Raw genomic sequence first — 25,597 nt, forward strand, 5'->3', positions numbered from 1 at the left:
GGCGTGCTTTCTGGACTGGTGATCGTGGACAAGCCGCGTGGGTGGACAAGCCATGACGTGGTGGGGAAGATCCGCAGGCTCGCGGGCACGCGCAAGGTGGGCCACGCCGGGACCCTCGATCCGATGGCGACGGGCGTCCTCGTCGTCGGCATCAACAAGGCCACCCGTCTGCTCTCGTACATCGTGGGCACAGAGAAGACGTACACCGCGACCATCCGGCTCGGCCAGAGCACGGTGACGGACGACGCCGAGGGCGAGGTCGTCGCGGAACGCATCGCCGCGGCGGTGACCGAGGAGCAGATCAACGACGCCGCCGCCCGCCTCACGGGCGAGATCCTGCAGGTGCCCAGCAGCGTCAGCGCCATCAAGGTGGCAGGGCAGCGCTCGTACGCGCGCGTCCGTGCGGGGGAGGAGGTCGCCCTCGAGGCGCGCCCCGTCACGATCCACTCGTTCGAGGTCCACGAGGTGCGCCGCCTCCGCGGCGGGAAGCTCCAGGACGTCGACGTCACGGTCCGCTGCTCCTCCGGCACCTACATCCGCGCCCTCGCGCGGGACCTCGGCGCCGATCTGGGCGTCGGCGGGCACCTCACGGCGCTGCGCCGGACCCAGGTGGGGCCCTACGGCATCGAGGAGGCCGCCACGCTCGAGGAGCTCGCCGAGGACCTCCGCGTCCTCGACCTCTCCGCGGCGGCCCGGTCGCTGCTGCCGGTGCGCGAGCTGAGCGCCGACGAGGCCGTCGAGCTCTCCTTTGGGCGCCGCATCCCGGCGACCGGGACCTCCGGGCTCACCGCGGCCTTCGCGCCCGAGGGCCCGCTCGTTGCGCTCGTGAAGGACGTGGGAGGGCAGGCCAAGCCGGAGCTCGTGTTCGCCGCCCACGGTGACGACGCATGACCCCGGACCCCTTCTTCTTCGTCGGCGCCGCCATCTGCGCGCTGTCGCTGGTGATCTGCGTCGTCGCCGCCGCGACCAAGACGTACCCGGGCGACGCCGCGATCGTGTCTGTGGCCGCCGTCGAGCTGTTCCTCGTCGCCTACGGCATCGGGGCGGCCATCCGCCAGGCCGGCGGAGAGGCGCTGCGCGGCGAGCCGTGGGAGTTCTGGGGGTACCTCGCGACGGCGCTGATCCTGCCCGTCGCCGCGTTCTGGTGGGCCGTCCTGGACAAGACCCGCTGGAGCAACGCCGTGCTCGCCGCGGTGCCACTGACCATTTTCGTGATGCTGTTCCGGATGGAGCAGATCTGGGACGGAGCCCCCCTGTCATGACCGCTGACCCCTCGGGAACCAAGCCCTCCACCGGGACCACGGAGCACTCGCCCAGGACGCGCAGCGTGGGGCTGGGCAGGATCATCGTCGCCGTCTACGGCGTGTTCGCCCTCTCCTCGACGGCGCGGGCCGGCTACCAGATCGCGACCAAGTTCTCCGAGGCGCCGGTCGCGTACCTCCTGAGCGCCGCAGCCGCCGCCGTGTACATCGTCGCGACCGTTGCGATGGCGAAGCGGGGGGTGACGAGCTGGTACGTGACGCTCGCGGCCATCGTCGTCGAGCTGATCGGGGTCCTCGCGGTCGGGACCGCGACTATCATCGACGCGGCGGCGTTCCCCCACGACACCGTCTGGAGCGGGTTCGGCCGGGGCTACGGCTACGTCCCGCTCGTGCTGCCCCTCGTGGGGCTCGTCTGGCTCTTCGTGAACCGTCCGCGCACGCCGGCCGCCGGGCGCGGCGGGGCCCCGTCCGCGAGCCGGTAGGCTAGGGACGCGACATGCAGGCGACGAGGCGAGGACGATGGGCTTGATCTGGCACGGTGTGGACGAGGTTCCCGATGACTTCGGCCCGACAGCCGTCACCATCGGCAACTTCGACGGCGTCCACCGCGGCCACCAGCAGGTCCTCGCCCGGCTCAAGGCCGCCGCCGCAGCCTCCGGCAGCCGGGCCGTCGCCGTGACCTTCGACCCGCACCCCGCCCGGGTCCACCGCCCGGACACGGCGCCGCACCTCATCATGGGCATCGAGGACCGGCTCGCCGCCCTGGCGGCCTACGGGCTCGACGCGATCCTCGTCATCCACTACACGCTCGAGTTCGCCCAGCAGACGCCCGAGGAGTTCGTGCGCGGCGTCTTCGTCGACGGGCTCAAGGCGAGCCACGTCGTCGTGGGCCACGACGTGCGCTTCGGCCGCGGCAACGCCGGCGACCTGGCGACGATGCAGGAGCTGGGGGAGCGGTTCGGCTTCGAGGTCGTGGTGGTCGAGGACTTCACCGAGCCCGCCGCGCCCGTCGAGCGCGGCCAGGCGGACGACGCCGAGGAGCGCCGCTGCTCCTCGACGTGGGTCCGCGAGGCGCTCGACGCCGGCGACGTCCGCACCGCTGCGGAGATCCTCGGGCGCCCGCACGCCATGCACGGCGAGGTCGTGCACGGTGCGGCGCGCGGCAGAGCCCTCGGGTTCCCCACCGCCAATCTCGACCACGACTCCGCGGGCCACATCCCCGCCGACGGGATCTACGCCGGCTGGCTCGTCGACGAGAAGGGCACCCGCTGGCCCGCCGCGATCTCGGTCGGGTCCAACCCGACGTTCGCCGGCGTGGCGCGACAGGTCGAGGCGCACGTGATCGACCGCCCCGACGAGGCACCCGAGGACTTCGACCTTTACGGCCAGCGCGTCGTCGTCGAGTTCGTCGAGCGGCTGCGCGGCATGGTCGCCTACCGCGGGCCCGATGCCCTCATCGACCAGATGAAGCTCGACGTCGAGCAGGCCCACGCGATCCTCTCCGCCGCCGGGCGCTCGGTCTAGCGGCACCGCCCGCCGAACCACGTTTCGACAGGGCGCGGCGCGGAGCGATAGAATTCTCTGTGGCCCTCGCTGCAGTCCGTGGCGGCCTGGGCCGCGCCGGATCTGCCGCCCACCAGCGAGAAGGCCCGGCGTTCCCCGAGGACGCAGCGTTCTGCGGGCCGCACGGCACGACACGAGAGGTACCGAAACCACATGGCTTTGGATCCCGCCGTCAAGCAGGAGATCATCAAGGAATACGCGACCAAGGAAGGCGACACGGGCTCCCCGGAGGTCCAGATCGCCGTCCTGACGAAGCGCATCAAGGACTTGACTGAGCACATGAAGCAGCACAAGCACGACTTCCACACCCAGCGCGGCCTGCTCGCGCTCGTGGGTCGCCGCAAGCGCATGCTCGCCTACCTGCACGACACCGACATCGCGCGCTACCGCTCGCTCATCGAGCGGCTCGGCCTCCGCCGCTAGTCTGTGGAGCGGCCCGCCTCTTCTTTCAAGGGAAGCGGCGGGCCGCATCACCATCCAGCAAGCGTTCTCGTACCGACTAAGACAATCCATCGTGAGGCGCCGGCAATCTGCGGTCCTCGGTAGTGGCCTTTGCGGGCGTCCTCACCGGCCGCGCGAAGGGCCTCGATCGAAGACCGGGTTCCGCCGCCTCCGAGCAACACGAAACGGAGGTGGCTCTCCCATGGAGGGTCCCGAGATCCAGTTCTCAGAGGCCGTGATCGACAACGGCCGCTTCGGCCAGCGCGTCGTGCGCTTCGAGACCGGTCGCCTCGCCAAGCAGGCCGCCGGCGCCGCGATGGCGTACATCGACGACGACACCGCCCTGCTCTCCGCCACGACCGCGGGCAAGTCCCCGCGTGAGGGCTTCGACTTCTTCCCGCTCACGGTGGACGTCGAGGAGCGCATGTACGCCGCGGGCCGCATCCCCGGCTCGTTCTTCCGCCGCGAGGGCCGCCCCTCGACCGAGGCCATCCTCGCGTGCCGCCTCATGGACCGCCCGCTGCGCCCCGCGTTCGTCAAGGGCCTGCGCAACGAGGTCCAGGTCGTCGTGACCGTGCTCGCGATCAACCCCGACGAGCTCTACGACGTCGTCGCCATCAACGCGGCCTCGATGTCCACGCAGCTCGCGGGCCTGCCCTTCTCCGGCCCGATCGGCGGCGTCCGCGTAGCGCTCGTGCACGACGAGCACGGCGCCCAGTGGGTCGCGTTCCCGAAGCACTCGCAGCTGCAGCGCGCGACGTTCGACATGGTCGTCGCGGGCCGCATCGCCGGTGACGACGTCGCCATCATGATGGTCGAGGCCGAGGCCACCGACCACTCGTGGGGCCTCATCAAGGACGAGGGCGCCACCGCCCCGACCGAGGAGGTTGTGGCCGAGGGCCTCGAGGCCGCCAAGCCGTTCATCCGCGCCCTCTGCGAGGCCCAGCAGGACCTCGCGAACCGCTCCGCCAAGCCCACTGCCGAGTTCCCGGTCTTCCTCGACTACGAGCAGGACGCGTTCGACGCCGTCGAGGCGGCCGCCGCGGACAAGCTCGCCGAGGTCTTCCAGATCGCCGACAAGCAGGCCCGCGAGAACGCCTCCGACCAGCTCAAGGACGAGGTCCTCGCCCAGCTGGGCGGGCAGTTCGAGGGCCGCGAGAAGGAGCTCTCGGCTGCCTTCCGCTCGCTGACCAAGAAGATCGTGCGCCAGCGCATCCTCAAGGACCAGGTCCGCATCGATGGCCGTGGCCTGACGGACATCCGCCAGCTCACCGCCGAGGTCGAGGTGCTCCCGCGCGTCCACGGGTCCGCGATCTTCGAGCGCGGCGAGACTCAGATCCTCGGCGTCACCACGCTGAACATGCTCAAGATGGAGCAGCAGATCGACTCGCTCTCCCCGGAGACGCACAAGCGGTACATGCACAACTACAACTTCCCGCCGTACTCCACCGGCGAGACGGGCCGCGTCGGCTCCCCGAAGCGCCGCGAGATCGGCCACGGCGCCCTCGCCGAGCGCGCCCTCGTGCCGGTGCTGCCGAGCCGCGAGGAGTTCCCCTACGCGATCCGCCAGGTGTCCGAGGCCCTCGGCTCCAACGGCTCGACGTCGATGGGCTCCGTGTGCGCCTCGACCCTGTCGCTGCTCAACGCCGGCGTGCCGCTCAAGGCGCCGGTCGCGGGCATCGCCATGGGCCTCGTGTCCGACGAGGTGGACGGCCAGACCCGCTACGCGGCGCTGACCGACATCCTCGGTGCCGAGGACGCCTTCGGCGACATGGACTTCAAGGTCGCCGGCACGTCCGAGTTCGTCACCGCGATCCAGCTCGACACGAAGCTCGACGGCATCCCCGCCTCGGTGCTCGCGGCTGCGCTCAAGCAGGCGCGCGAGGCCCGCCTGCACATCCTGTCCGTGATCAACGCCGCGATCGAGGGCCCGGACGAGCTCTCCGAGTTCGCTCCGCGCATCATCGCGATCAAGATCCCCGTGGACAAGATCGGCGAGGTCATCGGCCCCAAGGGCAAGATGATCAACCAGATCCAGGAGGACACTGGCGCGGACATCTCCATCGAGGACGACGGCACCGTGCTCATCGGCGCGACCGACGGCTCCTCGGCCGAGGCGGCCCGGGCCGCGATCAACGCGATCGCCAACCCGCAGCTGCCCGAGGTCGGCGAGCGCTACCTCGGCACGGTCGTCAAGACCACGACGTTCGGTGCGTTCGTCTCGCTCACCCCGGGCAAGGACGGCCTGCTGCACATCTCCGAGCTGCGCAAGCTCGCGGGAGGCAAGCGCGTGGACAACGTCGAGGACGTCGTCTCCGTGGGCCAGAAGGTCCAGGTCGAGATCACCAAGATCGACGACCGCGGCAAGCTCTCCCTCGCGCCCGTCGTGGCCGAGGACGGCGCTGCGGCCGAGGCGTCGGCCGAGCCGGCCGACGCCGCAGCGGCCGACGCGTAACCGGATGGCCACTGTCGAACTGCCGCTGACCGCTGGCCGGCTCGTGGACGGCGCCCCCGCGTCGACCACCGTCTTCGGGAAGGAGGGCGGCGCCGTCGTGCGCCGTTCCGTCCTCCCCGGGGGCGTGCGCGTCCTCACGGAGGCGATGCCGGGCCAGCGGTCGGCGGCGATCGGCTTCTGGGTGGGGGTGGGATCCCGTGACGAGGCCGCCGGCCAGCACGGGTCCACCCATTTCCTCGAGCACCTGCTGTTCAAGGGCACCCAGCGGCGCACCGCGCTCGAGATCGCCTCGGCGTTCGACGAGGTGGGCGGAGAGTCGAACGCCGCGACGGCGAAGGAGAGCACGTGCTACTACGCGCGCGTGCTCGACACCGACCTGCCGATGGCGATCGACGTGATCGCGGACATGATCACCTCCGCCGTCCTGGACCCCGACGAGCTCGAGCAGGAGCGCGACGTCATCCTCGAGGAGATCGCCATGGACGGCGACGACCCGACCGACGTCGCGCACGAGCACTTCGTGGCCTCCGTCCTCGGCGAGCACCCGCTGGGACGGCCGATCGGCGGCACGCCCGAGGCGATCCGCGCCGTCGCCCGTGACTCGGTGTGGGAGCACTACCGCCGCTACTACCGCCCGAACGAGCTGGTGGTCACCGCTGCGGGCGGCCTTGAGCACGACGTCGTGTGCCGGCTCGTGCTAGACGCCCTCCACGGTGCGGGCTGGGACCTGACGGAAGGCGCCCCGCCCGTCGGAAGGCGCTCGACCGTCGCCGCGGAGATCAGCGGGAGGCCCGGCCTCACCGTGATCACGCGGCAGGTCGAGCAGGCCAACGTCATCATGGGCTGCCCGTCGATCACGGCGACCGACGACCGCCGGTACGTCATGAGCGTGCTCAACGCCGTCCTGGGCGGGGGCATGTCCTCGCGCCTGTTCCAGGAGATCCGCGAGAAGCGCGGCCTCGTCTACTCGACCTACTCGTTCGCCTCGGCCTACGCCGACGCCGGGTACTTCGGGATCTACGGCGGCTGCGCCCCGGCCAAGGTCCCCCAGGTCCTGGCCCTCATGGGCGCCGAACTCGAGAAGCTCGCGGAGCACGGCATCACCGAGGAGGAGCTCCGCAAGGCCGTCGGGCAGCTTTCCGGCGGGATCGTGCTCGCCCTCGAGGACACGGGCTCGCGCATGTCCCGGCTCGGACGGGCCGAGCTCGTCTCCGGCGAGTTCCAGGACATCGAGGAGACCCTCGCGCAGATCTCCGCGGTCACTGCGGACGAGGTCCAGGACCTCGCGCGCCTCCTCGCGAACGCGCCGCGGACCGTCACGGTGGTGGGCCCGTTCGAGCAGACGGAGACCTTCGGCCTCGCCTGAGAGCTGTCTCCTCCACGACAGCGACGTGACCCCTCAACCGCCTCGCGGCTGAGGGGTCATCTCCGTGACGTTGAGGGGTCATGTCCCTGATGGGGGGTCATGTCCCTTAGGCGAGGATGTCCTTGGTCGCGAAGCGGCCGTAGGCGAGGGCACCGAACAGGGCGACGTACCCGGCCTGGAGCCACGCGTTCTGCCCGAACGAGTCCCAGGAGATCGGCTCCCGCAGGAGGTCTGCGAGGCCCAGCCACTGGTCGGTGAAGAGCCACGGGTGCAGCCACTCGAGCTGGTCGAGCGCACCGAGGATCTGGGAGACGACGGCGAGCACCGCGGTCGCGGCCATGGTCCCGACGGGGACGGACGTGAGCGTCGAGGCGAACAGGCCGATCGCGGCCAGCCCGAGCAGCGAGACGGTCACGTAGGCCGCCATCAGGAGGAGCCGCCCGAACGCCTCCGCCGCTCCGACCTGCGCCCCGGACAGGAGCGTGGCCTGCCCGAGCGGGAACAGCAGCGCCCCGATCAGGGCCCCGCCGAGCACGACGGCGAGCGCGGCGGCCGCGCAGAACACCGCGGCGCTGAGGTACTTCACCACGAGCAGCCGCACCCGCCCGACCGGGGCCACGAGCAGGTACCGCAGCGTCCCGAGGCTCGCCTCGCCGGCGACCGCGTCCCCGGAGACGACGCTCACGGTGAGCGGCAGGAACAGCGGCGTGCACACCACGAGGCCCACCACGCCGGCGAAGAGCCCGTTGTCGGTGATCTGGTCGAGGAACGCCGGACCGCGGCCGCTCGGGGGCCGGCCCGGCGCGAACTTGACGGCCAGGCCGATCAGCACGGGCACGGCCGCGAGCGCCGCGAGCATCGTCCAGGTCCGCCACCGCCCGAACAGGACCCGCAGCTCCGAGCCGAGCAGGCGCGCGGTGTGCGCGGCGGGGCTGGCTGCCGTGCCCCGGGAAGCCGGGAGCGCTTCCTCAGCCCGCGACATCGAATCCCTCGCCGGTCAGCTCGACGAACCGCTCCTCCAGGCTCGCGGTCTCTGCCGTGAAGCCCCGCACCCGCACCCCAGCCCCCACGAGCGCCGCGACGACCGCCTCCGGTGCGGGCGCGCCGTCGTGCGTCGCCGCCGCGAATCCGCCCGCCGCAGCGGCGCCGTCCGGGACCGCGGCGGCGACTACCCCCGGGCCCGCGGCCTCGACGGCGAGCCCGAGCCGGCGCAGCACCTCGGCGGCCCCGGCCGTGTCCGGGGTGCGCACCTCGATCCGGGCCCTGGCGGACCCCCGCAGCTCGTCCAGAGGGCCCTGCGCGACCAGCTTCCCGGCGCGCAGGACGGCGGCATGGCTGCAGATCTGCTCGACCTCGGCCAGGAGGTGGCTCGAGATGAACACGGTGGTGCCGTCCTCGGCGAGCGAGCGGATGAGCCCACGGACCTCGCGGGTCCCCTGGGGGTCGAGCCCGTTGGTGGGCTCGTCGAGCACGAGCAGGTCGCGGGGGGCGAGCAGGGCCGCCGCGAGGCCCAGGCGCTGCTTCATGCCCAGCGAGTAGGCGTGGACGCGCTTGCGGGCCGCGTGCGAGAGGCCGACCCGGTCGAGCGCCTCGCCGATCCGCGCGGCGCGCGTCCGGGGCAGCGACCGGGGATCGGCGACGTCGAGCCGGGCGAGGTTCGCCGCGCCGCTCAGGAACGGATAGAACGCTGGCCCCTCGACGAGTGCCCCGACCCGGGGCAGGACCGCGCGGGACCCTTGGGGCATGTCCTCGCCGAGCACCTCCGCGTGGCCGCCGGTGGGCGAGACGAGGCCCAGCAGCATGCGGATGGTCGTCGTCTTGCCCGAGCCGTTGGGCCCGAGGAAGCCGAACACCGCGCCGCGCGGCACCTCGAGGTCGAGGCGGTCCACGGCAGTGTGGTGGCCGAAGCGCTTCGTGAGCCCGCGGGCGCGGATCGCCGGCTGCAGGGCGTCCCCGGCACCCCTGCTCACCTGGCCGCCGCGGCCTCGAGGGTCGACGCCGGCACCGCGCCGGCGAGGACGCGCCCGTCGTCGGCGAGGAAGACCGTGAAGAGCGACGACGTGAGCACCCGGCCGCCCGCCGCCGGCGCCGCGAGCTGCTTGACCAGCGGCGAGTCGGCGAATCCGGCTGGCACACGGTCGGCGGGGATCACCGCGACCGAGTCCCACCCGGGCGCCTGTGCGGCTGGCGGGGCGCCCTGCGCGTGGTCCTTGGCCGGGGCAGTCCGCGCCGGCACCTGCTTCTCGGTCACGGTCGCCCCGGGTGGCGGCGTGAAGGCGAAGACGGCGGCGTCCGGGGCCGCGAGGGACAGCTGCGTGAAGGCTGCGTGCAGCGCGGCCGGCTCCTGGCCCTTCGCGTACACGTCCACCGCCAGCGGAAGCCCGGTGGTCGCCTCGACGGCGATCCTCACCGAGCCGACGAGGGTTCCCGCGGCCTTGGGCGTGAGGACGAGGGTGTACGCGCTGTGGCCTGCCACGCTGGTCGCGTCGCCGAGGCTCACGTCTGTGCTCGGCCCTGCGGCGGCGAGGAAGCGCTGGGCGAGCTGGTCAGGGATCAGGGCGGACGCGGCATCGGGGGACGGCTGGCCGGCTCCCGCGGGGAGCACCGCATGGGTCACGGTGTTCGCCTTCGAGTCATACGTCCACGCGTCCGGGCCGTTGCGGACCGCGTCCCGCTCGGCGAGCTGGTCCAGCACCTGCACGCGCAGCCGCTGCGGGCCGTCGGCGTAGACCTTGGCGGTGTGGCCGCTCGTGAGGAACTCGAGCGCGGCGGCCTCCGAACCGAGAGCCGAGCTCTTCGTCGCAGGCCCGAGCGCTTGGGCCGGGATCGCCGGGAGCCCGAGGTCGGCGCGCTGCTCCACCTGGCCGGAGAAGGCACGGGCCTGATGGCCGGCGGCGAGTGCGAGGACCTGCTCCGGGGTCGCGGGCGGGGGAGGGGACTCGGCTGTCGCGCCTGTGGCGAGCACGCCCACGGCGATGACCGCCGGGACGGCGGCTGCCGGAATCCAACGGAGCCATCGGCGCTGCATGGCGACCTCCTCACGAGTCTGGTTCAACGCTACGCCGCCGTCGTGCCGGTGTCGTCATCCCTCGGGAGTATCTCGAGTCGGCGGCCGCTCCGCTGTCCCGGGCCCTCAGCCCCCAGCGAAGGGCGGGAGGACGTCCACGACGTCCCCGTCGGCAAGCGGCCGGGAGCGGTCCTTCGCCGCGACCTCGTTGACCAGGAACGAGCAGCGCCGCAGCACCTCGGCGAACGCCGGGGCGTCCCGGCGCGCGCTGGCCGCGGCGTCGCTGACGGCCGCGGTGCGGTCGACGGCGAGGGCCGCCTCGAGCGCCTGGGCGAGGCTCGCGCCGTCGGGCGCGGTGAGCGGCTCCTCGGCGACGCCCGCGGCGGCCTGGGCCGCGGCGTAGTACCGCAGGGTGATCTGCACTGTGTCCTCCAGCTCGTGGTGGCCGACGGCGCGGCGGGTCGAAGGGTCGTGGCGGGGTCGGGGCCGGGGGGCTCTCAGCCGCCGATGGCGGACATCGAGCGGTCCGGCTGGACGAAGTCCCCGGCCCCCAGCCCCGTGTGGTCCATGCCGTGCGCTCTGGGCTTGAGCCACATCGCGTCCTGCCAGCGCGCCGCGACATCCTCGTCGGAGGTGTCGGAGCGCAGCAGCTGGCGGAGGTCGACCTCCTCGTGCGAGAAGAGGCAGCTCATGACCTTGCCCTCGGCCGTGATCCGCGTCCTCTTGCAGTCCGCGCAGAACGGCTCCGTCACGGAGGCGATGATGCCCACGGTGCCCAGGAGGCGGGCGGAGGGGGCGCCGTCGTGCGTGCGGCCCGTGCGGGTGCGGACCTCGAAGCGCTCGGCGGGGGCGCCGTCGCGCTCGCGCGGGTCGGGGGAGAGGGCGAACCGCTGCGACAGGAGGGTGCGGATCTCGGCAGCCGTGACCATGCCGTCGCGGGTCCAGCCGTGGTCGGCGTCGAGCGGCATCTGCTCGATGAAGCGCAGCTCGTACCCGCGCTCGAGGCACCAGGCGAGCAGGTCCCCGGCACCGGCGTCGTTGATGCCCCGCATGAGGACGGAGTTGATCTTGATCGGGCCGAGGCCGGCGGCGTCTGCCGCCTCGATCCCGGCGAGGACCCGGTCGAAGAACGGCCGACGGGTGAGCTGCGCGAAGGTCTCGGGATGGAGCGTGTCGAGGGAGATGTTGATGCGTGTGAGCCCGGCCGAGGCGAGGGCGGCCGCCTTCGCATCGAGTCCCACGGCGTTGGTCGTGAGGGCGATCGGCAGGGTCGGGTGCGCGGCGCGCAGCGCGGCCACGATGTCGACGAGGTCGGCCCGCACGAGCGGCTCGCCTCCCGTGAGCCGCAGCTCCCGCACGCCGAGGAGGCGCACGCCGATGCCCACGATCCGCACGACCTCCTCGGCGGTGAGCACCGAGTCCTTCGTGAGCCAGGGGAGGCCCTCGGCGGGCATGCAGTACGAGCAGCGCAGGTTGCACTTGTCCGTCAGGGACAGGCGCATGTCGGTGGCGACGCGGCCGTACCGGTCGCGCAGGCCCTCGAAGGCGGGCCGGTCAGCGCCTGTGGCCCCCGATGGCCCGGCCGTTCCCGACCCCGGGGCTGCGCCCCTCACCGTGGGGATGCCGAGCTGGACTGTCATGCCTTCTACCGTACGCCAGTGCGGGCGGTCACGTCCGAGGGTGAGGTGCGCCACGGGCCCGACGCCGGAACTATTCTGGACGCATGGGAGCGCCTGAACCGCGCGCCGGCGTGCCCGGTCCGCGCCGCGGGCACGGTGCCGTCGGTGCTGCGAACGTCCGGTGGTGGTCAGCACTGTCCGGCGTCCTCGCCGCGCTCGCGGGCGTCCTCGCCGGCGAGTTCGCGGCCGGTCTCGTGAGTCCATCGCTCAGCCCCCTCTTGGCTGTGGGAGCAGCAGTCGTGGACTTCGCCCCGGGCGCGGCCAAGGACTGGGCCATCCAGACCTTCGGCACCGGGGACAAGGCCTTTCTCGTGGTCTCCGTCACCCTCGCTGTGGTCGTGCTGGGTGCCGTGTCCGGAATCCTCGAACTGCGCCGGTCCGGCCTCGGGGTGGGCCTGGCGGCACTTGTGGGCGCTGCCGGAGCGCTCGCGGTCGTGACCCGCTCGCTCGCGTCCCCTGGCGCCGTCGCCTGCGCCCTCGCCGCCGGGATCGTGGCGATGTCGCTCGTGCGGTGGCTCGTGGGTCGGCTCCGCCGCGACGCCGCGTCCGCCGGGCAGCCGCTCGGATCCCGCGCGCACGACGCCGGCCCCCCGCCCGTCGCCGCGGCCGCGCCCGAGAGGCCACATCGCCTCGCCCGGCGCGGCTTCCTCCGGGCGCTCGCGGGCACCGCCGCCGCCGTCGCGCTGGGAGGCGCGCTGACCGCCGTCGTGCGCGGAGCCTCGCTCGCTGCCGCGGCAGCTCGCGACGCCCTGCGGCTCCCGGCCCCGGCGTCCCCGGCCGAGCTGGTCCCGCCAGCGGCGGACCTGTCGGTTCCGGGCGCTGCCCCGCTCGTGACCCCCAACCGGGACTTCTACCGGATCGACACCGCGCTCGTCGTGCCGTCGGTCGACCCCGGCGGGTGGCGGATCGACGTGACCGGCAGGGTCGCCGAGCCCGTCACGCTCACGTGGGCGGAGCTGCTGGCGCAGCCGCTCGTGGAGCGCCACGTGACACTGGCCTGCGTGTCCAACCCCGTGGGCGGCGACCTCGTCGGCAACGCGCTCTGGCTCGGGTGGCCGGTCCGCGAGCTGCTCGCCCGTGCGCGGCCCCTGCCCGGCGCGGACATGGTGCTCTCCCGCAGCGTCGACGGCTTCACTGCCGGGACCCCGCTCGAGGCCCTGACGGATCCGGGGCGCGATGCCCTCCTCGCCGTCGGGATGAACGGCGAGGCACTCCCGCCCGAGCACGGCTTCCCCGTCCGGCTGGTGGTGCCGGGCCTCTACGGCTACGTGTCCGCGACCAAATGGGTCACCCAGCTCAAGGTCACCTCCTTCGCCGCAGACACCGCATACTGGAGCACCCGCGGCTGGAGTGAGCGCGGGCCCATCAAGACCGCCTCCCGCATCGACGTTCCCCGAGGGGGCGCCCGCGTCCCGGCCGGCGAGGTCACGGTGGCGGGCGTCGCCTGGGCGCAGCACCGTGGGATCACAGCGGTGGAGGTGCAGGCGGACGACGGCGCGTGGCAGCCCGCGCAGCTCGGAACCGGGATCTCCCGCGACACGTGGTACCAGTGGATGGCCCGCATCGCCCTCCCCTCCGGCTCGCACCGGCTCGCCGTGCGCGCGACGGACGGGAACGGCGACGTCCAGACCGCGTCCGTCGCCCCGCCGGCCCCGGACGGTGCCACGGGATACCACACCATCACGATCGAGGTGACATGACAGGACACACCGAGCCGCCCGCCCGCGGCCGAGGAGGAGCGCACGGCCACCGGACGGTGCAGGAGCACCGGGCCCGGCTCGCCGAGCTCCTCGCGCCCCTCGCCCAGCGCCCGGCCGAGGAGCGGCCGCTGGGTGCCGCGCTCGGCGCAGCGCTCGCGGCGGACCTCGTCGCGCCCGTGAGCCTCCCGCCGTTCGACAACTCCCAGATGGACGGCTTCGCCGTGCGTTCGGCGGATTTCAGGGGTGACGTCGGCGGCACACGGGGTGACCTCGGGGCCACAGGGGGTGACCTCGGCGCCACAGGGGGTGACCTCGGGCGGGAGTTCACGGTCGCCGCGGCGATCGCCGCCGGGGACGTGCCAGCGCCTCTCCAACCCGGGCAGGCGGCGCCCATCATGACCGGTGCCCTCCTCCCCGAGGGCGCGGACGCCGTCGTCCCTGTCGAGCGGGCCGTCCCGTCCCGGTTCCCCGAGGCGGGGGCGACCGTGGCGCTGCCGGCGGTCGAGGCGGGCACCTATGTGCGGCGGGCCGGGAGCGACGTGGCCGCGGGCGCCGTCGTGCTTCCCGCAGGCACTCCGATCGGCGCGCGGCAGATCGGCCTCGCCGCGGCACTCGGCTTCACGGCGCTGCCGGTGCGGGCCCCGCTGCGCGTCCTGGTGATCAGCACCGGCGCCGAGCTGGCCCCCGGTGGCGACCGTCTCGGGCCGGGCCAGATCTACGACGCGAACGGCTGGCTCCTGTCCTCGGCCCTGCGTGAGGACGGCCTCGAGGCCGAGAACGCCGTCTCCCGCTCGGACGATCCCGCGTCCCTCCGGCTCGAGCTCGCGGAGGCCGCCCGCGCGGCCGAGGAGGGCCGCCTCGACCTCGTCATCACCACGGGCGGCGTCTCGAAGGGGGCGTTCGAGGCCACGAAGCTCGCGCTCGACGGGCACGACGTCGAGTTCGCGCACCTCGCGATGCAGCCCGGCGGCCCGCAGGGGCTCGGCTCCTTCGAGGGGCTCCCCGTTGTCGCCTTCCCCGGCAACCCCGTGAGCTGCTGGATCTCGTGGGAGGTGCTCCTGAGGCCGGTGCTCGCCGAGCTGGTCGGCGCGCCGCGGTGCCGGAGGCGCCTCACGGCGCCGCTCGCCGCGCCGCTCGAGTCCCCCCACGGCAAGCTCCAGGTGCGCCGGGCGAGCCTCCGCCAGGACGGGTCCGTCGCGCTCGTAGGCGGTCCGGGCTCCCACCTGCTCGGAGCGCTCGCGGTGTCCGACGCCCTCGTGCTCGTCCCCGAGGACGTCACGGATCTGGCCGCCGGAGCCGACGTGGAAGTATGGCTCACGTGACAGACATCCCACAGAGCGACCCGGAGGCGGGCACCCCCTCCGGGCTCACCCACGTCCGCGCCGACGGCAGCGCCCACATGGTCGACGTCAGCGCCAAGCCCGAGACCACGCGCGAGGCGACGGCCCAGGCGGTCCTGACGACCACTCCACAGGTCATCGAGCTCCTGGCCGAGGGCGGGCTTCCCAAGGGCGATGCGCTCGCCGTCGCGCGCGTGGCCGGAATCATGGCCGCGAAGAAGACCCCCGAGCTCATTCCGCTCTGCCACCCCCTCCCGATCTCCAAGGTCACGGTCGATTTCGAACTCGGCACCGGGTCCGTGCGGGTCGTCGCGAGCGTCAGGACCCGCGGCGTGACCGGGGTCGAGATGGAGGCCCTGACGGCCGCCTCCGTCGCCGCGCTCGGGGTGTACGACATGGTCAAGGCGGTTGACAGGCACGCGGTCATCTCCGACATCAGGGTCCTCGCGAAGTCCGGCGGCAAGAGCGGCGACTGGGCCCTCGAGGAGGGCAGCCAAGGGGTGCCGCGCCACGGGGGAGCGGAGCCGCGATGAGGCGAGCAGGCATCGTCATCGCCTCGACCCGCGCCGCCACCGGGGTCTACGAGGACCGGTCGGGGCCGGTGATCGCGGATTGGCTCGCCGACCACGGCTTCGAGGTGATCCCGGCCGCCGTCGTCCCCGACGGGCCGAGCGTGGGGGCCGCGGTCCGCGCGCTCCTGGCGTTGGGTCCCGCGGTCATCGTCACGAGCGGGGGCACCGGCCTCAGCCCCGACGACCTCACCCCCGAGGAGACCCTCCCCCTGCTGGACCGCGAGGTGCCCGGCATCATGGAGGCGATTCGCCGGGCCGGCGCGGCCAAGACGCCGCTCGCACCCCTGAGCCGGGGCCACGCAGGAACCGCCGGGCGCACGTTCATCGTCAACCTGCCGGGATCCCCCTCCGGGGTCATGGACGGGCTCACCGTCCTCGACCCCCTGATCGGGCACATCTGCGACCAGGCGGAAGGCGCAAAGGACGGCGCCGAGCACAACCACGGAGGCACCGGCCATGGCCACTGACCAGCACGCGTACCCCGTCGACGTCGTCCACGCGGCTGTCGGCACCGAACCGCTCGACGAGGCCACGGCGCGCGGCGCGGTCGACGCCCCGGACGCCGGCGCCGTCGTCCTCTTCTCCGGCGTGGTCCGCGACCACGACGGCGGCCGCGGCGTGAGCCGGCTGTCCTACACGGCGCACCCCACGGCCCAGAACACACTGCGCACGGTCGTGGAGACCGTCATCGCCGAGCACCGCGCCTCGGAGCCGGCCTCCGAGCGTGCGATGCGCGTGTGGATCGCGCACCGGGTCGGCGACCTCAAGGTCGGGGACGCGGCGTTCGTGTGCGCGGTCTCGGCCGCCCACCGCGGGGAGGCGTTCCGCCTCTGCTCCGACCTCGTGGACCGGGTCAAGGCCGAGGTGCCGATCTGGAAGGAGCAGTTCTTCGACGATGGCGGCACCGAGTGGGTCGCGGCGCTCGGCTGACGTCGCGGCGTGGACCGGCGGGGCCAGCCCCGCGCACCGGGCCGCGCATCCCCCGATTCTGAGGGGGCGCCCAGCCGCCGGTACTCTGGCGGCATGGCAGAACGACTTCCCGTGGCAGTGCTGGGCGCGAATGGGCGCATGGGCTCCGAGGCCGTCAAGGCCGTCGGTGCGGCGCCCGACATGGAGCTCGTGGCGGCGCTCGGCCGCGGCGACTCCCTCGAGGCCGTGCTCGACGCCGGCGCGCGCTACGTGGTGGACCTCACCGTTCCGGACTCCACCGAGGAGAACGTCCGCTTCGCCGTCGAGCACGGCCTCCACGCCGTGGTCGGCACGACCGGATGGACCGCCGAGAGGCTCGCCTCCCTCGAGGCCCTCCTCGCCGAGCACGCCGGCACAGGGGTCCTCATTGCCCCGAACTTCGCCCTCGGGTCCGTCCTCGCCTCCGCCTTCGCCGCGAAGGCCTCGAAGTACTTCGAGTCCGTCGAGATCGTGGAGCTCCACCACCCGGACAAGGTGGACGCGCCCTCCGGCACTGCCGTCCGCACGGCCCAGCTCATCGCCGCCTCGCGCTCCGCGGCGGGCGTGGGCCCGTCCCCGGATGCGACGGTCAAGCAGCTCGACGGAGCCCGCGGCGCGGACGTCGAGGGAGTGCGCGTGCACGCGGTGCGGCTGCGCGGCCTCGTCGCCCACCAGGAGGTGCTCCTCGGCGGCCCCGGCGAGCAGCTCACGCTCCGGCACGACTCGTTCGACCGCGCCTCCTTCATGCCCGGAGTCCTCCTCGGCCTGCGCGAGGTCGCCGCGCACCCGGGCCTCACGGTCGGCCTCGACGGCTACCTGGATCTGGGCCTGTGACCGGGTCAGGGCTCGCGGACTGGTTCCGTGCGAACCGTGCCAAGGTCGGCGTCGCCGCCGTCACGCTCCTGCTCGTCTTCTACCTGGTCGTCACCTTCGACCGGGCGCGGCTCCTGCTCGCGGATCCGGAGCCGGTCGCGAAGGCGATCGGTGCGGCCTACCTCGTGCTCCCCGTCGTCGGGGCGTGGGCGCTCGCGCGCGAGCTGATGTTCGGGGCCCGCCTCGAGCGGCTCGGCCGCCAGCTCGACGCCGAGGGCGCGCTGCCCGAGGACACCCTCCCGCGTACCCCGGGCGGCCGGATCGTGCGCTCGGCGGCCGACGCCGAGTTCGGCCGCTACCGCGCCGAGACCGAGGCAGCGCCCGAGGACTGGCGCGCGTGGTACCGCCTCGGACTGGCCTACGACGCCTCCGGCGACCGGAAGCAGGCGCGTGCAGCCATGCGCCAGGCGATCGCGCTGCACCGCAAGGCCGACTAGCCCGAGCGTCCGGGGGGCGCCCCGCGCTGGCCGCCGCGCGCCGTCGTGCGCCCGGCGGCCAGGCCCAGGCGCGCGGCCCGGTGGGCGAGCGCCTCGAGCGGTCCGCGCCACCCGTTGGCCTGGACGAGCAGGCCCAGCGCGAGCGCCGCAGCGACGTGCACCGCCAGCAGGGGCTCCCGCTCCAGACCGGCGTCCTGCACGGCGGGCCACGAGAGGGCCCAGACGTGCAGCGAGTACAGCGTGAGCGTCATGGCGCCCGCCCCGGCGAGCGGGGCCAGGAACCCGGTACGCATGAGCGGTGCCACGCGGGCCACGAGCAGGAACGCCCCGATAGCCGCCGCCGAGGTCCCCGAGGTGTGCAGGAGGTCCAGGGGTGTCCCCGAGTGCGGTGCCGCCGTCGTGAGCCACCACCACGTGCCCAGCTGGTCGACGCCGCTCAGGTTCGCCTCCAGCATCGCCCGCAGGGGCCAGATTGCGGCCTGGTCGGTCGCCATGAGGGCGTTGATCCCCCCGAGGGGCACGAGGAAGGACCATGCTGCGGTCTTGGCCGCCACCGCCACGGCCGCGCCGCCCACGAGCAGCCCGATCTGGGTGGACGCGCGGGCCAGGGGAGCGCGGCCGATCCACAGGCCCACAAGCAGGTAGGAGAACCACTGGAGGACCGGGTAGTACCCCGTCACCATGAGGTCCGCGAGGAGCCGACCCGGGTCCCCGAGGTCCTCCCAGGTCGGGTTGTGCGAGAGGTGCGGGGAGGGCCCCGGACCCAGGAGCACCGGACGGACGAGGAACGCGACGACCGGCGAGAGGAGGATCCACGCCCCGGCAAGCAGCCCGAGCGCGCGGCGCCCCAGCCCGACCACCGGGAGCGCACACCAGAACAGGAGCGCGTAGTGCACGAGGATCACCGCGACGTTCACCTCGACGAGGCCGAGCGTGAGCCCGACGACGGCGATCACCCCAGCGCGCAGCGCGAGTCCGAGGCGGTTGCGGGCGGCCGGGACGCGGCCGAGCGTGAGCGAGACCCCCGCCAGGACGGCGAACAGGGCGGCGGCGCGCCCGGACAGGGAAGTGCCGACCCACGTCGCAGACCAGAGCAGCGTCGTGGGGTCCTGCTGGAAGGTGGGCAGGATGTGCGTCGTCATCATCGCGACGAGTGCGGTGCCCCGGGCCATGTCGAGCCCGACCAGACGGGTGCCCGAGGCGCCCGCGGCAGGTCCGCGCCTGCCCGGGAGCGGCGCGCGTGCGCCCGTGCCCCTTCCACCCATGCAGGGATCGTCTCATGAGCGCATGAGCGCATGAGCGCATGTGCGAGGGCTGCGCGCCTTCGAGGGAGACCCTTGATGTTCGTATATATGTTCGAGTAGGCTGCGGTGCATGGTCATCCCGGATGCCGCGCCGGGACGGCCAGAGTCCCGTCCGCCGCCCCGGTCCTGTCCCCCGGGGCGGCGGACGACCGCCTCGCGGCCGCAGGGCGGCAGCCGGGAAGGAGGTCCGGGGGCTGCCCGGCAGCGTGTCCTAGGATGGGCCCTATGTCCGCCGAGCTCACCGTGGCCGCAGTGCAGTCCGTCCCCCTGCCGGGAGGGATCGCCGCGAACATCGACGAGCACATCCGCCTCCTCGAGGACGCGGACGACCACGGCGCCCGGCTCGCCGTCTTCCCCGAACTCTCGCTCACCGGCTACGACCTGTCCCTCCTCTCGGACGAGGCGAACTGGCTGACGAGCCCCTCCGCCCAGCTCGCCCAGCTCCAGGCAGCCTGCGAGGACATGGGCATCATCGCCGTCGTGGGCGCCGCGGTCCGCGAGCCCGACGGCACGCCGCGCCTCGCGTCGGTGCTCGTCCGGCCCGGCGCCGCCCCCCTGATCGCCGGGAAGGTGCACCTCCACGGCGCCGAGGCAGAGCTCTTCGAACCCGCAGACCAGCCGACGCTCGTCGACGTCGACGGCTGGTCCCTCGCCCTCGCGGTGTGCTTCGATGTCGCCCAGCCCAGCCACGCGGCCGAGGCGGCCGCCGCGGGCGCCGACCTGTACGCGGCGTCGGCGGTCTACGTCGTCGGCGAGGAGCGGAGGCTCGACCTCCACTTCGGGGCGCGCGCGATGGACAGCCGGTTCTTCGCGCTCCTCGCCAACGCCGGCGGCGAGAGCGCCCTCGGCCGGTCCTGCGGCCTGAGCGGGGTCTGGGGGCCGGACGGGCACCGGATCTCGCGCGCTTCGGGGACGGGAACGGAAGTCGTCTCGGCGCTCCTGTTCCGCTCAGCGCTCGAACACCAGCGCCGCTCCGCCTGAACCGCCCGCGTTGCCCAAAGCGGCGCCGCACAGGGTAACGTTCTTTGCATGGCTGACACGGACATTCGCACGCGCATTTTCGGGACCCTCCTCACCGCGATGGTCACCCCGTTCACTGCAGACGGCGATGTCGACTACGATGCAGCGGGCAAGCTGGCCGCCAAGCTCGTCGACGACGGCTGCGACGGCCTGGTCGTCACCGGCACCACCGGGGAGACCTCGACCCTGACCGACGAGGAGAACCTCGGCATGTTCAAGGCGGTCCTCGACGCCGTCGGCGGCCGCGCAAAGGTCATCGCAGGCACCGGGACGAACGACACCCGCCACTCGGTGAGCCTGTCCCGCCGTGCGGCGGAGATCGGCGTCGACGGACTCCTGCTCGTCACCCCGTACTACAACAAGCCCAGCCAGGCCGGCGTCCAGGCGCACTTCGAGACGATCGCCTCCGCGACGGACCTCCCGGTCATGCTCTACGACATTCCCGGCCGGTCGGGCATCCCGATCGCCACCGAGACGATGCTCCGCCTCGCGGAGCACCCCAACATCGTCGGCCTCAAGGACGCGAAGGCCGACTTCGGCGCCGTCTCGGTTGTCCTGGCCAAGACGGACCTTGCCGTCTACTCCGGCGACGACGGTCTCACGCTGCCGTGGATGGCCGCCGGCGCGCTCGGCGTCGTCTCCGTCACGGCCCACGTCGCGACCCAGCAGTTCCGCGCGCTCGTGGACGCGGGGCTCGCCGGGGACTTCGCGGCGGCGCGCAAGGTCCACTTCGAGCTCGAGCCCGCGATCCGCGGCATCATGACACGCGTCCAGGGTGCCGTCGCAGCCAAACAGGTTCTCAAGTGGCAGGGTGTCCTGCCCAACTCCGTCGTCCGGCTCCCGCTCGTGGAGCCCGGTGAGGCGGAGCTCGCCCTTATCCGCAACGATCTGGCCGAAGCCGGAATGGACTTCGCCTAGGAAGAAGCACAGCATGACCCAACGCGCCCTGCCCGTCCTCACCACACCGCCCCCGCTGCCCGCGGGGTCACTGCGGGTCGTCCCGCTGGGAGGGCTGGGCGAAGTCGGACGGAACATGGCCGTCTTCGAATTCGGCGGCAAGCTCCTGATCGTGGACTGCGGCGTCCTGTTCCCAGAGGAGACCCAGCCCGGCGTCGACCTCATCCTGCCCGACTTCTCGTACATCGAGGACCGGCTGGCAGATGTCGTGGCCGTGGTCCTCACCCACGGCCACGAAGACCACATCGGCGCCGTGCCCTACCTCCTGAGGCACCGGCGTGACATCCCGCTCGTCGGCTCGCAGCTGACCCTCGCGCTCGTCGAGGCCAAGCTCGCGGAGCACCGCATCACCCCGCGGCTGCGTGTCGTCGAGGAAGGGCAGGTGCTGGACTTCGGTCCGTTCCAGACCGAGTTCGTCGCCGTCAACCACTCGATCCCGGACGCCCTCGCCGTGTTCATCCGCACCGCGGGCGGCACGGTGCTGCACACGGGCGACTTCAAGATGGACCAGCTCCCGCTGGACGGCCGCATCACCGACCTGCGCCATTTCGCCCGCCTCGGCGAGGAGGGCGTGGACCTCTTCATGGCGGACTCGACCAACGCCGACGTCCCGGGGTTCACGACCGCGGAAAAGGAGATCGGCCCCACCCTCGACCGGCTCTTCGGCCAGGCGCGGAAGCGGATCATCGTGGCGAGCTTCTCCTCCCACGTCCACCGCGTGCAGCAGGTGCTCGACGCCGCCCACCACCACGGCCGCAAGGTCGCCTTCGTGGGACGCTCCATGGTGCGCAACATGGGCATCGCCGCGAAGCTCGGGTACCTGGACATCCCGCCGGGCATCCTCGTGGACATCAAGGCGATCGACGACATCCCCGACCACCGTCTCGTCCTCATGTCGACCGGCTCCCAGGGCGAGCCCATGGCGGCCCTGTCCCGCATGGCCAACGGCGACCACCGCGTGCAGGTGGGGGAGGACGACATGGTCATCCTCGCGTCGTCCCTGATCCCGGGCAACGAGAACGCCGTGTTCCGGGTCATCAACGGGCTCCTCAAGCTCGGTGCGAAGGTGATCCACAAGGGCACGGCGAAGGTCCACGTCTCGGGCCACGCCGCTGCCGGCGAGCTGCTCTACTGCTACAACATCATCGAGCCGCTCAACGCGATGCCCGTGCACGGCGAGACCCGGCACCTCATCGCCAACGGGAACCTCGCGCTCGAGACGGGCATGGAGCCCGAGAGCGTGATCCTCGCCGACAACGGGACCGTGGTCGACCTGGCCGGGGGTGTCGCGAAGATCGTCGGACAGGTCGAGGTTGGCTTCGTCTACGTGGATGGATCGAGCGTGGGCGAGATCACCGACGTCGACCTCAAGGACCGCCGGATCCTGGGCGAGGAGGGCTTCATCTCGGTCATCACGGTCGTCAACCGCTCCACCGGCAAGGTGGTGACCGGACCCGAGATCCACGCCCGCGGCGTGGCCGAGGACGACGCGGTGTTCGATGACATCATTCCCAAGATCAACGCCGCACTCGAGGAGGCGATCCTCGCCAAGGCCGACCACAATGCCTACCAGCTGCAGCAGGTTGTCCGCCGCGTCATCGGGACGTGGGTGAGCCGGAAGCTGCGCCGCCGCCCCATGATCATCCCCGTGGTGCTCGAGGCGTGACGCGTTCGGCGCCCCCGGGCGCCTGAGGCCGGAAGGGCCGCCGACTCCGTGGTGATCCGCGGAATCGGCGGCCTTTCGCGGTACGGTGGCGAGTATGGCGACTCGCACCTCCTCCACGCCTAAAGCCAGCGCCTCTAAAGCCAGCGCCTCCAAGACGGGTTCGTCCCGTGCGGGCGGCTCCGGGTCCTCCCGTGCTGCCGCGGCCAGGGGACGCGGCACGGCCAAGGGAGGCACGACGGCGCGCGGCCGGGTCACGAGCACCGACGCCGGCCAGCCGTGGCTCTCCCGGGTGATCGGGGGCGCCTGGCTCGCCCTCGCACACGCGGTGGGCGGCGGCGTGCGGCGCATCGGCACCGACGTGAGCGACCTCGAGCCCGAGGACCGCCGCGACGGAGCCGCCCTGTTCAACCTGGTGCTGGCCGTCTTCATCGCGACCTTCGCGTGGTGGGGCTGGCAGGGGTGGTTCCCGGACGCCGTCTACGCAGTGGTCAACGGCACGTTCGGCTGGGTCTCCCTCCTGCTGCCGCTCATGCTCGGGGTGTGCGCCTTCCGCCTGTTCCGGAAGCCGGCGGACCACCGCGGCAACAACCGCGTGGGGATCGGCTTCCTCGTCATGGCCTTCTCGGCCACGGGACTCGCGCACGTCCTCGGAGGACTGCCGTCGGCCTCTGCCGGGTTCGAAGGGCTCCGCAGGGCCGGCGGGATGCTGGGATTCCTCGCGTCCTCCCTGCTCGCCGTCGTCCACCCGGCGGTGCCCGTCGTCGTGTACTCGGTGCTGGCGTTCGTCTCGGTGCTGATCGTCACCGCCACCCCCTTCGCGGCGATTCCGCGCCGCATCCGCGAGGGCTGGGAACACCTCATGGGGGTCGACCTTCCGCGCGACGAGCAGGGCGACGGGCACGACCGCAGCTACCTCTACGACTCCGACCGCCGGGCCGAGGCGGCGTCGAAGGCCGGGCGCCCCAAGAAGAAGCGCAGGCTCTTCGGGAAGGACGAGGAGCAGCCCACCGAGGCGCTCGACGGATTCGCGGGCGACGAGCCGTACGAGCGCGCGGTCGTGGACGAGGAGGACCACGACGCCACGGCCGCGATGCCTGCTCCCGCCGCGGGCCGGTCCCAGGCGGAGGCCGCAATCGAGAAGATCCGGGCCGCGCAGGGCCGGCCGGGGCAGCCGGAGAAGGCGCCCGAGGGCGCGACCGAGGCAATTCCCACAGTCGGGCTCCCGACGCCGAACCCGGGCGCAGTGCCCAAGGTCCCCTCGACCCCGGTGGCGCCGACCCCGCCGCCCACCCCGATCCCGCAGCGCACCGAGCAGCTCCAGCTCTCCGGCGACGTCGCCTACACGCTGCCGACCTCGGACTTCCTCGTCCAGGGCAGCGCGCCGAAGGAGCGCACCGAGGCGAACGACGCCGTCGTGGCCGCGCTGACGGACACCCTGACGCAGTTCAACGTCGACGCGGAGGTCACCGGCTTCTCCCGTGGCCCCACGGTCACCCGGTACGAGATCGAGCTCGCGCCGGGGACGAAGGTCGAGAAGGTCACCGCCCTGAGCAAGAACATCGCCTACGCGGTGGCGAGCTCAGACGTGCGCATCCTCAGCCCCATCCCGGGCAAGAGCGCGATCGGCATCGAGATCCCCAACACCGACCGGGAGACGGTCTCGCTCGGCGACGTCCTGCGCAGCCAGAACGCGCGCCGCACGGACCACCCGATGGTGATGGGGGTCGGCAAGGACGTCGAGGGAGGCTTCGTCGTGGCGAACCTCGCCAAGATGCCGCACCTGCTCGTCGCGGGCGCGACCGGCGCGGGCAAGTCCTCGTTCGTGAACTCGATGATCACCTCGATCCTCATGCGTGCCACCCCGGACGAAGTCCGCATGGTCATGGTGGACCCGAAACGCGTGGAACTGACCGCGTACGAGGGCGTGCCGCACCTCATCACACCGATCATCACGAATCCGAAGAAGGCCGCCGAGGCCCTCCAGTGGGTGGTCCGCGAGATGGACGCGCGCTACGACGACCTTGCCAACTACGGCTTCAAGCACATCGACGACTTCAACAAGGCAGTGCGCGCGGGAAAGGTCATTCCGCCGCCCGGGTCTGAGCGCAAGGTCAAGCCCTACCCCTACCTGCTCATCATCGTGGACGAGCTCGCCGACCTCATGATGGTCGCCCCGCGCGACGTCGAGGACTCCATCGTGCGCATCACCCAGCTCGCCCGCGCTGCAGGCATCCACCTCGTGCTCGCGACCCAGCGTCCCTCCGTCGACGTCGTCACGGGACTGATCAAGGCGAACGTGCCCTCGCGCATGGCGTTCGCGACATCGTCCGTCACCGACTCCAGGGTCGTCCTCGACCAGCCGGGCGCCGAGAAGCTCATCGGACAGGGCGACGCGCTCTTCCTCCCGATGGGCGCCTCGAAGCCCATGCGCGTCCAGGGCGCCTGGGTCTCTGAATCGGAGATCCACAAGGTCGTCGACCACGTCAAGGGACAGCTGCAGGTCACCTACCGCGACGACGTCGCCGCCGAGCCCGAGAAGAAGCAGATCGACGAGGAGATCGGCGACGACCTCGAGGTCCTCATCCAGGCCACGGAACTCGTCGTCACCACCCAGTTCGGTTCGACGTCGATGCTCCAGCGCAAGCTGCGCGTCGGCTTCGCCAAGGCGGGACGCCTCATGGACCTCCTCGAATCCCGCGGCGTGGTCGGCCCCTCCGAGGGTTCCAAGGCGCGCGACGTCCTCGTCAAGCCCGACGACCTGCCCGCCGTGCTCGCCGCGCTCCGTGGCGACGACGCGCCGTCGTCCGCATCCAACCCGACCGATGCCGCGCTGGCCGACAACGCCAGCGCCAACCACCGCACGGGCGAGTACGAGAACGACTCGCCGTACGCCGAGGACCTCGTGGCCCGTGACCTCGACGCCCGCCCGCAGGCCGTGGACTACCACGACGGCGAGGACGACGGCGGCGGCGAGGACGCGTGGCAGCTCACCGGACGCTAGGCTGAC

24 protein-coding genes are annotated in these 25,597 nt (G+C 72.6%); 18 read left to right on the forward strand and 6 right to left on the reverse strand.

The window, feature by feature from the left end:
• The first annotated feature begins 3 nt into the window (after nt 1–3).
• The 7 genes from truB (at nt 4) to CGQ25_RS05720 (ending at nt 7,087) form a co-directional block, all read left to right on the forward strand.
• The gene (gene truB, locus CGQ25_RS05690; protein WP_208712201.1) at nt 4–891 is read left to right on the forward strand and encodes a tRNA pseudouridine(55) synthase TruB; all 888 of its coding nucleotides are present in this window, start codon (nt 4–6) and stop codon (nt 889–891) included.
• A complete protein-coding gene (locus tag CGQ25_RS05695; RefSeq protein WP_208712202.1) occupies nt 888–1,262 on the forward strand; it encodes a hypothetical protein in 375 nt (124 codons plus the stop codon). The genes truB and CGQ25_RS05695 overlap by 4 nt, the downstream gene beginning before the upstream one ends.
• Nucleotides 1,259–1,744, forward strand: coding sequence for a hypothetical protein (locus tag CGQ25_RS05700; protein WP_208712203.1), 486 nt, complete (start codon nt 1,259–1,261; stop codon nt 1,742–1,744). The genes CGQ25_RS05695 and CGQ25_RS05700 overlap by 4 nt, the downstream gene beginning before the upstream one ends.
• A 37-nt stretch (nt 1,745–1,781) precedes the next feature.
• On the forward strand, nt 1,782–2,786 hold the full coding sequence (locus CGQ25_RS05705) for a bifunctional riboflavin kinase/FAD synthetase (protein WP_208712204.1): 1,005 nt from the start codon (nt 1,782–1,784) through the stop codon (nt 2,784–2,786).
• Between the two features lie 192 nt (nt 2,787–2,978).
• Nucleotides 2,979–3,248 (forward strand): 30S ribosomal protein S15, encoded by a 270-nt coding sequence (gene rpsO, locus CGQ25_RS05710; protein ID WP_066497233.1) that lies wholly within the window; start codon nt 2,979–2,981, stop codon nt 3,246–3,248.
• Nucleotides 3,249–3,468: 220 nt separating this feature from the next.
• A complete protein-coding gene (locus CGQ25_RS05715; protein ID WP_208712205.1) occupies nt 3,469–5,721 on the forward strand; it encodes a polyribonucleotide nucleotidyltransferase in 2,253 nt (750 codons plus the stop codon).
• 4 nt (nt 5,722–5,725) lie between these two features.
• Complete coding sequence (locus tag CGQ25_RS05720) at nt 5,726–7,087, forward strand: pitrilysin family protein (RefSeq protein WP_208712206.1); 1,362 nt, start codon at nt 5,726–5,728, stop codon at nt 7,085–7,087.
• 106 nt (nt 7,088–7,193) lie between these two features.
• Here CGQ25_RS05720 and CGQ25_RS05725 read toward each other — a convergent pair whose 3' ends face one another.
• The 5 genes from CGQ25_RS05725 to moaA form a co-directional block, all read right to left on the reverse strand.
• Nucleotides 7,194–8,069, reverse strand: a complete 876-nt coding sequence (locus CGQ25_RS05725) for an ABC transporter permease (RefSeq protein ID WP_208712207.1) — start codon at nt 8,067–8,069, stop codon at nt 7,194–7,196.
• Nucleotides 8,056–9,057 (reverse strand): ABC transporter ATP-binding protein, encoded by a 1,002-nt coding sequence (locus CGQ25_RS05730; RefSeq protein ID WP_208712208.1) that lies wholly within the window; start codon nt 9,055–9,057, stop codon nt 8,056–8,058. Before CGQ25_RS05730 ends, CGQ25_RS05725 begins: the two co-directional genes overlap by 14 nt.
• Nucleotides 9,054–10,115: a DUF2092 domain-containing protein gene (locus tag CGQ25_RS05735; protein ID WP_208712209.1), complete on the reverse strand. Its 1,062-nt coding sequence runs from the start codon at nt 10,113–10,115 to the stop codon at nt 9,054–9,056. Before CGQ25_RS05735 ends, CGQ25_RS05730 begins: the two co-directional genes overlap by 4 nt.
• Before the next feature lie 105 nt (nt 10,116–10,220).
• Entirely contained in the window at nt 10,221–10,511 is a 291-nt protein-coding gene (locus tag CGQ25_RS05740; protein WP_208712920.1) for a MoaD/ThiS family protein, read from the reverse strand.
• Between the two features lie 80 nt (nt 10,512–10,591).
• Nucleotides 10,592–11,734: a GTP 3',8-cyclase MoaA gene (gene moaA / locus CGQ25_RS05745; protein WP_208712210.1), complete on the reverse strand. Its 1,143-nt coding sequence runs from the start codon at nt 11,732–11,734 to the stop codon at nt 10,592–10,594.
• Nucleotides 11,735–11,817: 83 nt separating this feature from the next.
• On the opposite strand from moaA, the gene CGQ25_RS05750 reads away from it, so the two are divergent.
• From CGQ25_RS05750 to CGQ25_RS05780, 7 genes are all read left to right on the forward strand, one after another.
• Nucleotides 11,818–13,473, forward strand: coding sequence for a molybdopterin-dependent oxidoreductase (locus CGQ25_RS05750; protein WP_208712211.1), 1,656 nt, complete (start codon nt 11,818–11,820; stop codon nt 13,471–13,473).
• On the forward strand, nt 13,470–14,795 hold the full coding sequence (gene glp / locus CGQ25_RS05755; RefSeq protein WP_208712212.1) for a gephyrin-like molybdotransferase Glp: 1,326 nt from the start codon (nt 13,470–13,472) through the stop codon (nt 14,793–14,795). Before CGQ25_RS05750 ends, glp begins: the two co-directional genes overlap by 4 nt.
• Complete coding sequence (gene moaC, locus CGQ25_RS05760; protein WP_208712213.1) at nt 14,783–15,346, forward strand: cyclic pyranopterin monophosphate synthase MoaC; 564 nt, start codon at nt 14,783–14,785, stop codon at nt 15,344–15,346. The genes glp and moaC overlap by 13 nt, the downstream gene beginning before the upstream one ends.
• A complete protein-coding gene (locus tag CGQ25_RS05765) occupies nt 15,343–15,852 on the forward strand; it encodes a molybdenum cofactor biosynthesis protein B (protein ID WP_208712214.1) in 510 nt (169 codons plus the stop codon). The genes moaC and CGQ25_RS05765 overlap by 4 nt, the downstream gene beginning before the upstream one ends.
• On the forward strand, nt 15,842–16,315 hold the full coding sequence (locus CGQ25_RS05770) for a molybdenum cofactor biosynthesis protein MoaE (RefSeq protein WP_208712215.1): 474 nt from the start codon (nt 15,842–15,844) through the stop codon (nt 16,313–16,315). The genes CGQ25_RS05765 and CGQ25_RS05770 overlap by 11 nt, the downstream gene beginning before the upstream one ends.
• 93 nt (nt 16,316–16,408) lie before the next feature.
• Entirely contained in the window at nt 16,409–17,167 is a 759-nt protein-coding gene (gene dapB / locus CGQ25_RS05775; RefSeq protein WP_208712216.1) for a 4-hydroxy-tetrahydrodipicolinate reductase, read from the forward strand.
• Complete coding sequence (locus CGQ25_RS05780; RefSeq protein WP_208712217.1) at nt 17,164–17,643, forward strand: tetratricopeptide repeat protein; 480 nt, start codon at nt 17,164–17,166, stop codon at nt 17,641–17,643. Before dapB ends, CGQ25_RS05780 begins: the two co-directional genes overlap by 4 nt.
• On the opposite strand, the gene CGQ25_RS05785 is transcribed toward CGQ25_RS05780, so the two are convergent.
• Complete coding sequence (locus CGQ25_RS05785) at nt 17,640–18,908, reverse strand: heparan-alpha-glucosaminide N-acetyltransferase domain-containing protein (RefSeq protein WP_208712218.1); 1,269 nt, start codon at nt 18,906–18,908, stop codon at nt 17,640–17,642. The genes CGQ25_RS05780 and CGQ25_RS05785 overlap by 4 nt on opposite strands.
• A gap of 264 nt (nt 18,909–19,172) precedes the next feature.
• Between CGQ25_RS05785 and CGQ25_RS05790 the strand changes: the two genes are divergently transcribed.
• The 4 genes from CGQ25_RS05790 (at nt 19,173) to CGQ25_RS05805 (ending at nt 25,591) form a co-directional block, all read left to right on the forward strand.
• Nucleotides 19,173–19,928: a carbon-nitrogen hydrolase family protein gene (locus tag CGQ25_RS05790; RefSeq protein WP_208712219.1), complete on the forward strand. Its 756-nt coding sequence runs from the start codon at nt 19,173–19,175 to the stop codon at nt 19,926–19,928.
• Between the two features lie 48 nt (nt 19,929–19,976).
• A complete protein-coding gene (gene dapA, locus CGQ25_RS05795) occupies nt 19,977–20,885 on the forward strand; it encodes a 4-hydroxy-tetrahydrodipicolinate synthase (RefSeq protein ID WP_208712220.1) in 909 nt (302 codons plus the stop codon).
• Nucleotides 20,886–20,898: 13 nt separating this feature from the next.
• Nucleotides 20,899–22,590, forward strand: coding sequence for a ribonuclease J (locus tag CGQ25_RS05800; protein ID WP_208712221.1), 1,692 nt, complete (start codon nt 20,899–20,901; stop codon nt 22,588–22,590).
• A 94-nt stretch (nt 22,591–22,684) separates the two neighbouring features.
• Nucleotides 22,685–25,591: a DNA translocase FtsK gene (locus CGQ25_RS05805; protein ID WP_208712222.1), complete on the forward strand. Its 2,907-nt coding sequence runs from the start codon at nt 22,685–22,687 to the stop codon at nt 25,589–25,591.
• Nucleotides 25,592–25,597: the final 6 nt, after the last annotated feature.

It is taken from the genome of Sinomonas sp. R1AF57, assembly GCF_002224485.1.
Taxonomy (GTDB): domain Bacteria; phylum Actinomycetota; class Actinomycetes; order Actinomycetales; family Micrococcaceae; genus Sinomonas; species Sinomonas flava.